This window comes from Candidatus Eisenbacteria bacterium (assembly GCA_016235265.1).
In the GTDB taxonomy this organism is placed as follows: Bacteria; Eisenbacteria; RBG-16-71-46; order RBG-16-71-46; family JACRLI01; genus JACRLI01.
In genome coordinates, this window is record JACRLI010000023.1 from 30,036 (window position 1) to 44,611 (window position 14,576).

General features: G+C 68.5%; 10 protein-coding genes. 4 read left to right on the forward strand and 6 right to left on the reverse strand.

The genetic code is table 11. The annotated features are described in order from the left end of the window. Nucleotides 1-58: 58 nt before the first annotated feature. From cybH to HZB25_12625, 5 genes are all read right to left on the reverse strand, one after another. Nucleotides 59-793: a Ni/Fe-hydrogenase, b-type cytochrome subunit gene (gene cybH / locus HZB25_12605; protein ID MBI5838070.1), complete on the reverse strand. Its 735-nt coding sequence runs from the start codon at nucleotides 791-793 to the stop codon at nucleotides 59-61. A gap of 9 nt (nucleotides 794-802) precedes the next feature. Next, a complete protein-coding gene (locus HZB25_12610; GenBank protein MBI5838071.1) occupies nucleotides 803-2,524 on the reverse strand; it encodes a nickel-dependent hydrogenase large subunit in 1,722 nt (573 codons plus the stop codon). 9 nt (nucleotides 2,525-2,533) lie between these two features. Beyond that, entirely contained in the window at nucleotides 2,534-3,664 is a 1,131-nt protein-coding gene (locus HZB25_12615) for a hydrogenase small subunit (protein MBI5838072.1), read from the reverse strand. A 220-nt stretch (nucleotides 3,665-3,884) separates the two neighbouring features. Beyond that, nucleotides 3,885-4,241 (reverse strand): hypothetical protein, encoded by a 357-nt coding sequence (locus HZB25_12620; protein MBI5838073.1) that lies wholly within the window; start codon nucleotides 4,239-4,241, stop codon nucleotides 3,885-3,887. 78 nt (nucleotides 4,242-4,319) lie between these two features. Then, nucleotides 4,320-6,860: a tetratricopeptide repeat protein gene (locus tag HZB25_12625; protein MBI5838074.1), complete on the reverse strand. Its 2,541-nt coding sequence runs from the start codon at nucleotides 6,858-6,860 to the stop codon at nucleotides 4,320-4,322. Between the two features lie 1,530 nt (nucleotides 6,861-8,390). On the opposite strand from HZB25_12625, the gene HZB25_12630 reads away from it, so the two are divergent. Both HZB25_12630 and HZB25_12635 read left to right on the forward strand, forming a co-directional pair. Next, nucleotides 8,391-10,013 (forward strand): sigma 54-interacting transcriptional regulator, encoded by a 1,623-nt coding sequence (locus HZB25_12630; protein ID MBI5838075.1) that lies wholly within the window; start codon nucleotides 8,391-8,393, stop codon nucleotides 10,011-10,013. 64 nt (nucleotides 10,014-10,077) lie between these two features. Further along, nucleotides 10,078-11,499 carry a M20/M25/M40 family metallo-hydrolase gene (locus tag HZB25_12635; GenBank protein MBI5838076.1) on the forward strand — a complete coding sequence of 474 codons (1,422 nt, stop codon included), beginning with the start codon at nucleotides 10,078-10,080 and terminating at the stop codon, nucleotides 11,497-11,499. A gap of 5 nt (nucleotides 11,500-11,504) precedes the next feature. Here the strand turns inward: HZB25_12635 and HZB25_12640 are convergent, their stop codons facing one another. Further along, on the reverse strand, nucleotides 11,505-11,738 hold the full coding sequence (locus HZB25_12640; protein ID MBI5838077.1) for a hypothetical protein: 234 nt from the start codon (nucleotides 11,736-11,738) through the stop codon (nucleotides 11,505-11,507). 266 nt (nucleotides 11,739-12,004) lie between these two features. On the opposite strand from HZB25_12640, the gene HZB25_12645 reads away from it, so the two are divergent. After that, nucleotides 12,005-12,694, forward strand: coding sequence for a response regulator transcription factor (locus tag HZB25_12645; GenBank protein MBI5838078.1), 690 nt, complete (start codon nucleotides 12,005-12,007; stop codon nucleotides 12,692-12,694). Nucleotides 12,695-12,717: 23 nt separating this feature from the next. After that, entirely contained in the window at nucleotides 12,718-14,502 is a 1,785-nt protein-coding gene (locus tag HZB25_12650) for a HAMP domain-containing protein (GenBank protein ID MBI5838079.1), read from the forward strand. Nucleotides 14,503-14,576: the final 74 nt, after the last annotated feature.

The window sequence follows — 14,576 nt, forward strand, 5'->3', positions numbered from 1 at the left end:
GTCGCTCAGCAGCGGGTTTCCGAGCCCCAGGACCAGCAGGGGCGGCACGTGCCGCTCCCTAGCTGAGCCAGCGCTCGTGGTCAATGTCTCCCTCGCGGTAGAACTTCTCGCCGGACACGATGCTCGTCACCAGCCCGTTCTTGAACTGCAGTCCGTCGTAGAACACGATGTAGATGTGGATGATGGTGAAGAACAGGAACATCCACGCCGTCAGGTGATGCCACATGTGCACCTGGAACGAGCCGCCCAGCATGGGGATGACCCAGCCGAACAGCCTGCCGTAGAACCCCTCGGGGTTGTGCTCGGAGAAGAGCGCAAACCCCAGGAAGATCTGCACCCAGCCGCACAGGATCACGAACACGGTGTAGACCACGCCACCCAGCGCGTTGTGCCCGATGTGCACGTGGCCGCGCTCCAGCCGCAGGTAGTCGCGCACCTGGCGGAACAGGTCGTTCCACCAGCGGCGGCTCCACACGAACGGGAAGCCCGACCGGGCGTAGTTGTTCCCCATCCAGAACCACACGATCCGCCACAGGAAGTTCACCGCGAAGATGAAGGCGAACAGAAAGTGCACCTTCCGCACGGTGCCCATCACGAAGTGCTGCCACGCCTCGCCCGCGGGCGCCAGGAAGGGGCTGGCGATGTAGAGCCCCGTCGAGAACAACACCGCGATGCTGAGCGCGTTCACCCAGTGGAAGATCCGGATCGGCCACTCCCACACGTACCTCCGGCGGAAGTACTGCGAGGGGTTGGCCGCCACGTCCCCGGCGTGGATGCGGCCGATGGTGCTCATGGCCGCCTCCTAGCGCACCACGATCTCGGCCAGGACGTTGCCGTCGGGGCCGAGAACGTGGGATGCGCACGCCAGGCACGGGTCGAACGAGTGGATGGTCCTCAAGATCTCCACCGGCTGTTTCGGGTTCGCCATCGGCGTGCCCACCAGCGCGGCCTCGTACGCGCCGCGCTGGCCCTTGGCGTCCTTGGGGGAGGCGTTCCAGGTGGACGGCACCACGATCTGGTAGGACTCGATCTTCTGGTCCTTGATCCGCACCCAGTGGCCCAGCGCCCCGCGCGGCGCCTCGGTGAACCCGAACCCCTTGCACTCCTTCGGCCAGGTGTCCGGCTCCCACTTCGAGGTGTCCGCGGTGGACGTGTTGCCGGCCTTCAGGTGCTCCACCAGGTGGTCGTACTCCTCCACCAGCCAGCGCACCGCCAGGCGCGTCTCCAGGCCCCGTGCGGCGGTGCGGCCCAGCGTGGAGAACAGCGCGGTGGCGGGCACCTTCAGCGCGGCCAGCGCCTCGGTGACCACCGCCTTGTAGTCCTCGCGTCCGCTGGCGAACCCCACCAGCATCCGCGCCAGCGGCCCGACTTCCATGGCGTGGCCCTTCCAGCGGGGCGCTTTGAGCCACGAATAGCCGGCGTTGCCGTCCAGGTTCTGGTAGGGCGGCTTGGGGCCGGTGTAGTGGGCCTCGGTGTGGCCCTCGTACGGATGCAACGCGGCCTTGCCGGCGGGGTACTTGTACCAGGAGTGCGCGATCTCTTCCAGCACCTCGTCGGGTGCCGTGGGATCCACCGGCAGCACCTCGTTGAGGTTCTTGTTCAGGATCACGCCACGCGGCATGCGGAACTTGGACGGGTCCTTGATGCCGTTCTGCGGCACGTCCCCGTAGACCATGTAGTTGCCGAGGCCGCCGCCGTAGGTGGTCCACTCGGGGTAGAACGAGGCCACCGCGAGCAGGTCGGGCAGGTACATGCCCTCCACCACGCGCACGGCCTCCTGAATCAGCCCCTTCACCATGTTCAGGCGCTCGATGTTGATGGCGTTGTCGCTTTGTAGATCAATCGCGCACGCCATGCCGCCCACCAGGTAGTTGGGGTGGGGGTTCTTGCCGCCGAAGATGGTGTGGATCTTGATGATTTCCTTCTGCCACTTGAGCGCTTCCAGGTAGTGTGCGACCGCCATGAGGTTGGCCTCGGGCGGCAGCTTGTACGCCGGGTGGCCCCAGTACGCGTTCTGGAACAGCCCCAGCTGCCCGGACTCCACGAACTTCTTCAGTGTTCCCGCGACGTCGCGGTAGTAGCCGGGCGTGGCGTTGGGCCAGGAGGGCGACACCGCCTGCGCCAGCTCGGCGGTCTTCGCCGGGTCCGCCTTGAGCGCGGAGACGATGTCCACCCAGTCCAGCGCGTGCAGGTGGTAGAAGTGGATCACGTGGTCCTGCACGTACTGCGTGAGGAACATGATGTTGCGGATGATCTCGGCCGTCTGCGGGACCTTGATGCCCAGCGCGTCCTCCACCGAGCGCACCGAGGCCAGCGCGTGCACCGTGGTGCACACGCCGCAGATGCGCTCGCAGAACGCCCAGGCGTCGCGCGGGTCGCGGCCCTCGAGGATCAGCTCGATCCCGCGCCACATGGTGCCGCAGGACATCGCCTCCTCGATGCGGTTGTTCCCGTCCAGCATCGCTTCGACGCGGAGGTGGCCCTCGATGCGCGTGATCGGATCAACAACGATGGTCTGCGCCATGGCCGCCCCCTACTCCTTGGTCCCGGAGCCGCCGGAGTCGGGCGTGCTTGCGGCCGCGCCCCCCTTCGACTTCTCCAGGCCCCTCTTGGTCGCAAACGATGCGAGGTGCGCGGCCACGCCGACGCCCGCCGCCGTGGCGAGGATCTTGCCCACCGTCTCCGGGGTGGCCTCGATGCCCGGGACCGGGATGCCGGTCACGCGCTTGTAGAACGGGCCGTTGTCCCAGAAATCGTTCTCCGAGCAACCGATGCACCCGTGGCCCGAACCCACCGGCCACGACACCCCGTTGTTCCACTTGAACGTGGAGCACGAGTTGTAGGTTGTCGGCCCGCGGCAGCCCATCTTGTAGAGGCACCAGCCCTTCTTGGCCGCGTCGTCGTCCCAGGTTTCCACGAACTGGCCCGCGTCGAAGAAGGAGCGCCGGTAGCACTTGTCGTGGAGGCGGGTGCCATAGAACATCTTCGGCCGCCCCTGGCGGTCGAGGTCCGGCAGGCGGCCGAAGGTGAGCACGTAGGTGAGCACCCCGGTCATGACTTCCGCGATCGGCGGGCAGCCCGGCACGCGGATGATGGGCTTGCCGCTGATCAGCTCGTGGATGGGTTTGGCGCCGGTGGGGTTCGGGTGCGCCGCCTGCACGCAGCCGTTCGAGGCGCACGAGCCCCACGCCACCACGGCGTAGGCGTCCCTGGCGGTCTCTTCCAGGATGCTCTGGAAGGTCTGGCCGCCCACGGTGCAGTACACGCCGCCGTCCTTGGTGGGGGCGTTGCCTTCCACCGCCAGGATGTACTTGCCGGCGTACTCCTGCATGATGCGCTTGCGGATCTCCTCGACCTGGAAACCCGCCGCGGCCTGCAGCGTGTCGTCATAGTCGAGCGAGACCATGTTGAGCACCACGTCCTGTGCGATCGGGTGCGACGAGCGGATGAACGACTCGCTGCAGCAGGTGCACTCCAGTCCGTGGAGCCACAGCACCGGGATGCGCGGCTTGTTCTCCAGTGCCTCGACGACGCGCGGGACCATCGTGGATTCGAGCCCGAGCATCGCGGCCGTGAGGGTGCAGAACTTGAGGAAGCTTCTGCGATCAACACCGTGGAGTTGCAGGATGTCATAGGTCGAGGGCGGGTGACGAAGTTCAACCATGGTCGTCTCCCATCGGTCCGGGTGGTGGGGGAAGCGTCCACTGCTGGCGAGGAGATTAGACCGAGCGGAAGTTGGACTCCAAGAGAAACCTTGTGAAATCACGCTGAGGTATACCGAAGTAGTATTGATGCCAGCAACTGAAAGAGGGCGGCTCGCGCCGCCCTCCCGTGTCTCCGTCGTGATGCGGCCCGCTCAGCTTCCCGCGGGGCGCGCCGCCGTCTCAGCCCTTGATGATCACGCTCGGGTCCACGGGCAGTAGCGCGCCCGTCACCGGTTCGATGAGCCACATCTGGTACACGTAGGGCTCCTTCCGCGCGGCGGCCTTCAGTGGCACGCCGGAGCCTACGCTGTCGCCCTGCTCGACGTGGAAGATGTAACGGCCCGCGTGCCACGGCGAGTCCTTTCGAGAGAAGTGAATCACCAGGTCACCGTCCGTGGCCTCCCACAGCAGTTCCTGGCGCTTGCCGTAGCAGATTTCGACGCGCTTCTGGTCCGTGACGGCCTTCACGCGGCCGCCCCGGCGGGCGCGCCGCACCTTGATGCGGACCGGCTTGATTCTGCGTTCGGGCTTCTTCACTGCGACCTCCTGGTTGGGGGCGATTTGAGAAGCTACCGCGAGAAGCCACCGCGCAACTGCGGCGCGGCCACTGCGCGGCTACTTCGCCGGTTCCTGCAAACGCCGTATCGCTTCCTGGTAGGCCGGCTCGCGGCGCAGCGTGGCCAGCTCCGGGTCGTGCTCGAACTCGGCCGCGCGGTAGCCGCGGCGAAGTGCTTCCGCCAGGGCTTCCAGCGCCGCCTGCCGACGGCCGGCCAGGTGATGCACGCGCACCGAGCGGGCCATCAGGTCAAGGTTGTCGGGGTCCAGCTTGCGCGCGCGCGAGAGCGCCTGGTCGGCCTCCTCGAGGCGGCCCCGCTTGGCCAGCCATTCGGCGAGCGGGCCCAGGTCCGCCACGCTGCGCGGGTTCACGCGCAGCACGCCCCGCGTGAGATCAATGGCCCGCTCGTAGGCCGCCGCCGCGCGCTCCTGCTGGCCGGTGGTCCAGCGGCAGGCGTCGGCGAGGTTGCCCCAGGTCATGGGCTCCTCGGGGCCCAGGGCCACCCCGCGCTCGAACATCTCCACCGCCTCCGCGAACCGGCCCATGTAGAAGAGCACCGTGCCCAGGCTGCTGTAGGCGGGCGCGTCCGGGTGGATCTCCAGGGAGCGGCGGAAGCACGCGATGGCCTTCTCGTACTCGCCCATGTGGAAGTAGGCGGCGCCCAGGTTGGTGTGGCCGCGGGTGTTGTCGGGCACCAGCTCGATCACCCGCTGCCACGCCTCCGCGGCCTGCTCGTAGGCGCCGCGCAGCAGGCGGGAGAGGCCCAGCACGTTGTGCGCCTGCCAGAAGGTGGGGCGCAGCGCCAGGGCGCGCCGGCACGCCGCCTCCGCCAGGTCGTAGCCGCCGGTGTCGGCGTAGGTGCGGGCGAGACCCAGCAGGGCATCTACGTTTTCCGGGTCGGCCTTCAGCGCGCGGCGGAAGTCGCGCACCGCCTGGGTCATCCGACCGGTCACGCGGTTCAAATTGCCCCGGGTCACCAGCACCTCCGGGGCGGAAGCGTGGCTCTCCAGCGCCCGGCCGCACGCCTGCGTGGCGCGCCGGGCCCATACGGGGGAACGCGTGATCTCGTACTTGTGCAGGCAGGCGCGGCCCAGCGCGGCGTTCACCTCGCCGTCGCCTTCGCCGGCCTCGAGCAGGTTCTCGAGGAGTGCGATGGCGCCGTCCACCGAGGCCTCGTGCTCGGGCCTTTGGAGATACCCCAGTGCCTGCAGATAGCGCTCGCGGGCCTCGGTGCGCCACAGGCCCGAGGCGGCGGTGGCCGTCTGGTGCAGGGCGTCCGAGCCCACTTCGATGCGCAGCGACTTGAGCACGCTTTCCGCCAGCCGGTCCTCGAGGCCAAAGAGGTCCGTGGCGGCGCCGTCCACGGTGTCGGCGGCCATCTGCAGGCCGAGGGCTGCGTCCACAAGGTTGTAGGTGACGCGCACCTGCGCCCCCGCGCGGCGCACCGAGCCCGAGAGCACCATCGCCGCACCCAGCTCGCGGGCCACCCGGCGCAGGTCCAGGTCGGGGGAGGGCGTCACGCCGGCGCCCGAGGGCGGGATCACCTGCAGGCCGCGCAGGCGCGAGAGACGGGCCCCCACGGTCTCGGCCACGCCCTGCGCGAAGGCGCGCGAGGCGGCGTCGGGCTCCTGCGTGCCGCCGAGGTCCCGGAAGGGGAGCACGGCGAGGCAGCGGGGCGTGGACTTGGGCTCGGTCTTGCGGGCGGCGCCGCGCGCGGCGGCCCTCTTGCGGGAGGGCTTCGCGGGCGCACCCGGCGCGGGCATGGCGGCGGTGGGCACTTCCCCCGTGGCGGGCACGGGAACGGCGCGCAGCTCGCGCGCCAGCTCTGCCGCGCTGCCCGGGCGGTGCTCCGGGTTCTTCGCCAGCAGGCGCAGCACCAGTGCATCGAGCGCGGCGGGAATGCCGGAGGCGCGCTTTCCGGGCGGAACCGGCGGCTCGTGCACCGCGGAGTAGAGCACCGCCTCGGCGCGCTCGCCGGTGAAGGGCAACGTGCCGGTGAGCGCTTCGTAGAGCACCACGCCCAGGCCGTAGAGGTCGCTGCGCGCGTCCGCCGCGCCGCCCTGTGCCACCTCGGGCGCCATGTAGGCCACCGTGCCCATGAGCGTGTGCGAGCTGGTGAGGCGGGTGGCCTCGGAGGGCAGCGCCAGGCCGAAGTCCAGCACCACCACTCGCCCGTCGCGGGCCACCATGATGTTGCGCCCGGTGACGTCGCGGTGGATCACGCCGCGCCCGTGGGCATGGGCCAGCGCCTCGGCGGCGGCCACGGCGATGCGGATGGCTTCGATGGGAGGGATGGGGTGGCGCGCGGCGAGCGCGCTCACGGTCTCGCCCTCGATGCAGGCGAGGGCGATGTAGAAGAGGCCCTCGTGCTCGCCGGCGTCGAACACCGCGGCGATGCCGGGGTGCTCCAGGGCGGAGGCCACCTGGGCCTCGCGCAGGAAGCGCTGGCGGGCCTCGGGGGAGCCGGCCAGCTCCGGGGGCAGGAACTTCAGGGCGACCAGACGGGCCAGCACCGGGTCCTCGGCCTTCCAGACCGTGCCCATGCCGCCCTGACCCAGCTTTTCGAGGATGCGATAACGGCCAATCGTGCGCCCGATCATTGGCTCCTCGAGCGGGAGGGGGAGGTCTGCCGGCCGAGAGGTTCGGCGGAGGCTCCCCGGGGCTGTGGAAAGATGATACAGCAGGTGCCGGAGGGAGTGTTGGAATCAAGCGGCCAGCGGTGGCTGGCCGGCTCCGGCAGGCCGTTTATTGACAATGCGGGGACGGTCTCATAATATCGTGGGCAAGTTTGCAGTTCGTTGGCCTGAGTTCGGCTCTCAAGGAGGCGCCGATGACCCCCTCTTCCAGGCGACGTGACGGCGCGTTCCGGCTGCCTCTTGGGTGGCTGGGGGGCGCTGTTTTGCGTTTGGGGGTGGGTGAGCGGGGATCTGGGGGGCTCGAATACCAGCTGGTCCGAGGCTCCCGAACTCCTCAGACGGGGGGCCACTCCAGGCGGACTCTGTGGCCGGGCTTCCCTCGGCTTCGCGCGTGCGCGCTCGTGTTGGGGCTGGCGCTGCTGGCAAGCCCCCCCACTGCAGTAATTGCACAGCAGTATTTGCCGGCGCCCACGCCCTCCACCGGGCCTGGGCGGATTCATATGCCGGGGGACGGGCCGGTGGCGGGCGACCCGGATGAGCCCACTGGTGGGCCTATGATCGGGGGTTGCCTACCGGCAGATTCAAGTCGGGTGATAGGGAACACCGGTGTGAGTGGCTCCGCAGGCGCCAGGAGGGCCGCTCTGCAACATCGTTCTCATCGGATGCTCGGCTGGCACACTGGCATCCAGTTGTACTTGCTCACTATGGAGTTATTGGGACGATAACATCATGCCACTCCCAACTCTCGTACTTCAGAGGCGCGCCCAAGAGTGGCTGAAGCTGCTCAGCGCAAGTTCTTGCGCTGAAGTCGATCTTGCTGAGGCAAGCCAGTTGATTCGCGATCTGATTCGGGCTCAAATGCGTTTGGAGGCGAAGCGGCTCGCCACAGTGCTCGAGGAAGAGTACGAGAAGAGGGGATGTGTCCCCAGTGCGCTCATCCGCATCCGCATCCTGGACGCCCAGAGTTGGGACATCGGGAGCGTCCATGCGGAGGGACTCATAGCCTCGGTGCCTGAGGTGGACGACGAAGCATGTCCCCACACGTGGTTCGAAAGAGACATATTCATCGTCTGGCTTCATTTTCGGGCCTCACATTACGATTCCGCCACGCGCTTCGGGGAAGCGGTCTTCCATCGAGCCGCGGCCCACGCGAGCTTTGCGCAAATGTCCAGGGCGGCGAGCGTTCTCGCTACTGTGATTCTTCGCTCTGGTGACAGCGGGCTCGCTCAGAAATGGTATCAAAGCGCTGCTGTGTTCGCTCGGCTAGACGGAAACCCGCATGGAGAAGCGTCCGCCGAAGCCAATGAGGCGATATGTCTCAAGAATCTGATGGCATGGGGTGCGGCCAAGTTCTTCCTAGATCGGGCGATTCGCACAGCCGATTCAGAAGGACATGAGACGTTAGCCGCGTCTGCCCGACTTACCCAAGGAATACTGGCGTGCAAGTCTGGGAGTATTGCCCAAGCCATCGAATCACTGCGAGCATCCGCCGCGTTGTTCGAGAAGTTCGGCAGTTCTCAAGCGAACAGTGCGCGCATTGCGCTTGGTAACTGCTATATCCTCAGCGGGCAGCATCGACTTGCGAAGAAGACTCTTGACCAGTGTCTGTCGGTATGCGAGTCACGGGGCTTTGCCCGCACCGAAGCCATCGCCCACGAATACCTCGGCGACCTCCTCTTCGAGCAGGGCAAGACCCGGCAGGCTCTTCAGCAGTACAACAAGGCCCTTGAGATTGGGATGCGGATCGCTCCCCGGGGCGACGTGGTGGTGGAGGCGGAACGTCGCCGCGCCGAAGCCTTGGCCATGCTCAGCCGCTACGACGAGGCAGAGCAAGCGCTGGACCATGGCGAGGAAGTCGCATCGGCGATTCCGGAGCCATACGAGGCCGCTGTCATGTCCCGCATCCGCATGCTGGTGGCGGCAGGCCGCGGCAAGCGCGAGGAGATTCAACAAGCCTACCGTGTTGCCCGCGAGAAGATCTGGGCCATGGACGAGATGGTCCAGCGGGGTCGTCTCCTGGAGTCCTGGGCGTTCGTGCTGGCGGCATGGGACGAACCGGCACAGCGTCGGGAGGTGCTCTACGAGGCGCGCAACTTCTACAGCGCCGCTGGCGCCAAGGGCTGTTTCGACCGCGTCACACGCAAGCTGGAATGGGAGCGCCACGCCGAGGACGAATCCTCCTCGAAGCCGCGGTTCCGCTATGGCATGGTGGTGGCGCACGTCAGCACCTCCCGCCACCTGGACCTGCTGGAGCGCTACAAGGACACCTACATGCCGGTGCTGATCCTCGGCGAGACGGGCACGGGCAAGGAGCTCTTCGCCCGGGCAGTCCACGAGTTGCGGGGCAACAACGGTGCCTGGGTGGCTGTGAACTGTGGCGCAATGCCGCGGGAGCTCGTCGAGGCCGAGCTATTCGGTGTCGTGCGCGGCGCATACACAGGAGCGGTCGTAGACCGGCCCGGCGTCTTCGAGCGCGCCCACAATGGCACGCTCTTCCTCGATGAAGTCGGCGAGCTTCCGCCAGGAGCGCAAACACGCCTGCTTCGCGCGCTGGAGTGCGGGGAAGTGTGCCGGGTGGGGGACACCCTCACGCGCAAGGTCAAGTTCCGCCTGGTGGCAGCCACGCACCGTGACCTGAGATTGGGAGTCCTCGAGGGGTGGTTCCGCGGGGACCTGTACTACCGGCTCGAGGGCGTGGTGCTCAAGGTGCTTCCGCTTCGGGAGCGTCGCGAGGAGATCGAGCACATCGCCCGCCATTTCCTAGTGGAGTTGGAGCACCAGATGGGCCGCTCGGTCACGGTGGACGACCGTTTCTGGGAATCGCTGCGCGCCCGCGAGTGGCCCGGCAACGTGCGGCAGCTGCGCAGGGCCATGGAGCGGGCTGTGTTCGGGCTGGACGTCGGTGAAGTGCTGCGCAGCGAACACCTTGACGAGAGCACCGACAACCCCGTGCTGTCATTCCAGGAGGCGCAGGACCTGGAGCGCGAGAAGGTGATGCGCGCCCTGACGCGCACCAACTGGAACAAGACCGCTGCCTCCGCCATCGTGGGCCTCAAGCGCACCACGCTGCTTGCCCTCATGAAGCGCCTCGGGATTCCAGCCAAGAAGCCCGCCTGACCTGCTATCTTCTGCCTCCGTGCAGTCACAACCCCTCATCAGCCGGCCATTGGAGAGACGCACCATGATCCGCGCCGCATTGGGCCAGAGAGCAATCCCCGTCGCGATCCTCGCGCTCATCTGGTTGCTCCCGCTCTGCACTGCCGCCCAGGCCGCCGCCCCCGAGCCCCCCTGGCCCGCCGCAGTCTCCGAATTTAAGTCCCTCCTGGCCGATCTAGTGGCCCTCGACACCACCAACCCCCCCGGCAACGAACTCGCGGCCGCCCGCCGTCTCAAGTTGCTCTTCGACCAGGAAGGCATCCCCTGCACCGTCTACGAGTCCGCCCCCGGCCGCGGCAACCTGGTGGCCCGCCTCAAGGGCTCGGGCAAAAAGCGCCCCCTGCTCTTCCTCGCGCACCTCGACGTGGTAGGGGTGGAGAAGGACAAGTGGGCGTCCGACCCATTCCAGATGGCCGAGCGCGACGGCGCCCTCTACGGCCGCGGGGTCATCGACGACAAGGGCATGGCCGCCGGCTGCGCGCTCACGCTGGTGTGGCTGCACCGCGCGAAGGTGCCCCTGGACCGCGACGTGATCTTCCTCGCCGAGGCCGACGAGGAGTCCGGCAGCACCGTGGGCGTGGACTGGATGCAGGAGCACCACGCCGCCGACATCGCCGCCGAGTACGCCATCAACGAGGGCGGGGCCACCGAGCTGGAGCAGGGCCGGGTGCGCTATCTGGGGCTTCAGACCTCCCAGAAGCGCTTCGTGAACTACACCGTGACTGCCACCGGCACCGCCGGGCACTCCTCCATGCCGCCCCCGGACAACGCCATCGTGGCCCTGGCCCGCGCGCTGCCGAAGATCGCCGCACCCCTGCCGGCCCGCCTCACGCCCACCACGCGCGAGTTCTTCCGCGGCGTGGCCGAGATCCAGACCCCCGCGGTGCGCGCGGTTATGGAGCAGTTGGAGGATTCGACGAGGCTGGAGGAGGCGGCGAAGGTGGTGGAGAAGCTACCCGGCATGGAGACGGTCCTGCGCTCCACCGTGGTGCCCACGATCCTCAAGGCGGGCTCCCGCTCCAACGTGATCCCGGGAAGCGCCGAGGCCACGGTGAACGCCCGGCTCCTTCCCGGCACGGACCCCGAAGTTGTCCGAGCCGAGCTGGAACGCCGTGCCGGAGAGCCGGGCGTGAAAGTCACCTTCAAGCCCTACAACCGCCCCGAGCCGCCCCATTCGGACTTCGCGGGGCCGGTGGTCGAAGCCGCGCGCAGAATCGCGGCCAGGCTCTTCCCGGGCGCCCCGGTGGTGCCGATCATGTCCAGCGGCGCCACCGATTCCGGAACGCTCCGCGCCGCCGGCATGCAGGCCTACGGCATTGACCCGTTCCCCCTGGAAGCCGCCGACGCCGGGCGCATGCACGGCAACGACGAGCGGCTGCCCCTGAAGAGCATCGAGCCGGGCCTGCGGCTCCTCTACGGAATCGCGCGCGAGGTGGCCGCGCGCTGATCCCCTCAGACTTCGCACCCCCCAGTCGCAGGCGCGGTGGACAGCGGACCGGGGCCCTCGAATCCCCAGGCAGGATCCAGGCTGGTTTCGGCCTCCGGCGTTGCCCCACGGCGATGCTCCAGGCAGGTGCGGAGAATCTCGGGCAGGCTGGCCAGGAATCCCTCCAGGTCCAGGCTGCCCACGTAACACTCGTGGTCTTCTTCCATCTCCAGCGTCAGCGTCGCTTCCGTTGCGTCCATTGCTCCCCCCGAGGCTTCCGGCGACGTTCACGACCCCTTTCTTCGACTCCATCGTAGCCGGCGGGCCGCTCGGCAGCGTGGCGCGCCCGTTCCGTACCCGTGAAATCCGGCACCTGAATTAACAGCCCCTTTACATCTCCCCGGCCCGGAAAACCGTTATCCTTGTGCCACCTGCAGACCATGCGAGGAATGCCCGAATTGGCCGGGCATTGTGTTCCAAACCCGGTGCGCCTAATCTCGGCCGGGGCGGAGGAGACACGCGCGCGATGAATCCCACCATTCTCGTCGTGGACGACGAGCAGGACATCCGGGAACTGGTCCAGTACAACCTGGAAAAGGCCGGCTACCGCGTGATCACCTGCCGCGACGGCGCGGAGGCGCTCAAGCGGGCGCTGGCCTCGCCGCCGGACGCGGTGGTGCTGGACCTCCTGATGCCGGTCATGGACGGGCTCACCGTGCTGCGCTCGTTGCGCGAGGAGCCGGCCACCGCCGATCTGCCGGTGTTGCTCCTCACCGCGCGCAGCTCCGAGATGGACAAGCTCCTGGGCTTCGAATACGGCGCCGACGACTACCTCACCAAGCCCTTCGGCCCGCGTGAGCTGGCGGCCCGCGTGGGCGCGCTGCTGCGCCGCCGCCGCGCCACCGGCGAGGACGAGCCCATCGAGTCCGCGGGTCTTCGCGTGGACCCGGTGCGCCACGAGGTCTCCTACCGCGGCAAGGCCCTGGAGCTCACTCGCCGCGAGTTCGGCCTGCTCTACTACCTGGCGCGCAACGCTGGCCGGCTGTGCAAGCGCGAGGAACTGCTGGACAAGGTGTGGGGCTACGACTACCTGGGCGAGACGCGCACCGTGGACGTGCACGTGCGTCGGCTGCGCGCCAAGCTGGGCAAGGGCAGTGACCTGATTCAGACCGTGATCGGCTCCGGCTACCGCTTCCAACAGTCCACGGGGGACTGACCCCCCGCCACTCGGAGGCCTGATTGCGCGGTTCCTTCGCGCAGCGACTGTTCGGCGGGTTCCTGCTGGTCCTGGCGGCCGGACTTGCCGTGCTGGGCTGGCAGGCGCACCGCTTCGAGACCCGGCTGTTCGAGGCGCGCGAGCGGGCCTGGGCCTTTCGCGAACTCTCTCTCGCCGCCGCTGCACTTCCCACTTCGGCCCTCCAACGCCACGACTCCCGCGAACTGGACGCCTGGTGCAACCGCATGGGCGCCGCCGCCGGCGCCCGCATCACCCTCGTTGACTCCGACGGCCGCCTGCTCGGCGACAGCGACGTTTCCCTCGACAGCCTCACCCTCGTCGAGAACCACAACGACCGCCCCGAGGTTACCCAGGCCCGCGCCTACGGCCAGGGCTGGGCCCGCCGCCACTCGCACACGCTGGGACTCGACCTGTGGTACGGCGCCGTCCCGCTGCCTTCCGAGCGCGCCACCAAGCCGGTCCTGCGCATGGCCGTTCCCCAGGCGCGCCTGGCCAACGAGGAGCGCGAGCAACAGCGCCTGCTGCTGTTCTCGCTGGTCGTGGCCTTCCTCACAGCCGCCGCGCTGGCGCTGCTCTCCGCGCGCGTGCTGGGCGGCCGCCTGCGCCGCGCCCTGGACGCCGCGCGCCGCATGGGCCAGGGCGAGCTGGACGCGCGCGCCCCGGAGCAGCCCGACGACGAGGTGGGCCGCCTGGGCCGTTCCTTGAACCAGATGGCCGCGCGCCTGGAGGAACGCCTGCGCGAGCTGGCCGAGGGCCGCGACCAGCGCGAGCGCATCCTGGCGCACATGGTGGACGGGGTGGTGCTGGTGGGCGCCGACGGCCGCGTGGTGCACGCCAATCGCGGCTTTGCCGCCATCCTGGGGCTGGCCCAGCCGCCCGCGCCCGGCAGCCGCTTCCTGGAGGAAGTGCGCCAGCCGGTCCTGGCGGGCCTGCTGGAGCGCGCCCGCGGCCACGCCGACGCCCTGACCGAGGAGATCACCTTCTTCAGCCCCGTGCAGCGCACCGTCGAGGCCGCCGTAGTGAACCTGGGCGGTGCCGGGACCGGCGCCCAGCTGCTGGTGATGCACGATCTCTCGCGGGTGAAGCTGCTGGAGCGGGTGCGCCAGGAGTTCGTGGCCAACGTGTCGCACGAGCTGAAGACCCCGCTCACCCTGATCCGCGGCTCCGCTGAGACGCTGCTGGACGGCGGCCTGGAGGACGAGGCGCACCGGCGTGCGTTCGTGGAGAAGATCGAGCGCCACTCCGAGCGGCTGCAGCGCATCGTGGAGGACCTGCTGGAGCTGGCGCGGCTGGAGCAGCCCGGCGTGCGCGCGGGGGAGGAGTCGGTGGATCTCGCCGAACTGGCCCGCGGCGTCGTCCAGTCCTTCCGCGACGCGGCCGCCTCACGCAGCCTCGCCCTGGAGTGGCACGACCCCGGCGGCCCGGTTGCGGTCTCGGGAGACGTCGACATGCTCGAGCGGGCCATCGCCAACCTGGTGGACAATGCCGTGAAATACACCCAGCAGGGCTCGGTGAGCGTGCGCGTGGGCCGGGAGGCCGGCGTGGCCTTCTGCGAGATCCGCGACACCGGCCCCGGCATCCCCGCCGAGCACCTCTCGCGCATCTTTGAGCGATTCTACCGGGTGGACCAGGGGCGCTCTCGGGAGCTGGGCGGCACGGGCCTGGGGCTCTCCATCGTGCGGCACGTGGCGGAGCTGCATGGCGGGAGCGTGCGGGTGGAGAGTGAACTGGGGCGGGGGAGTGTGTTCCGGGTGGAGATTCCGGTGGCAGCCGCCTTGACGAGTTGATACTTCAAGCCTAGATTCATAATGGGCAACAGGGTCGGATGCCTTGACCGGAAAGGGGGGCCGCCCGTGAAGCC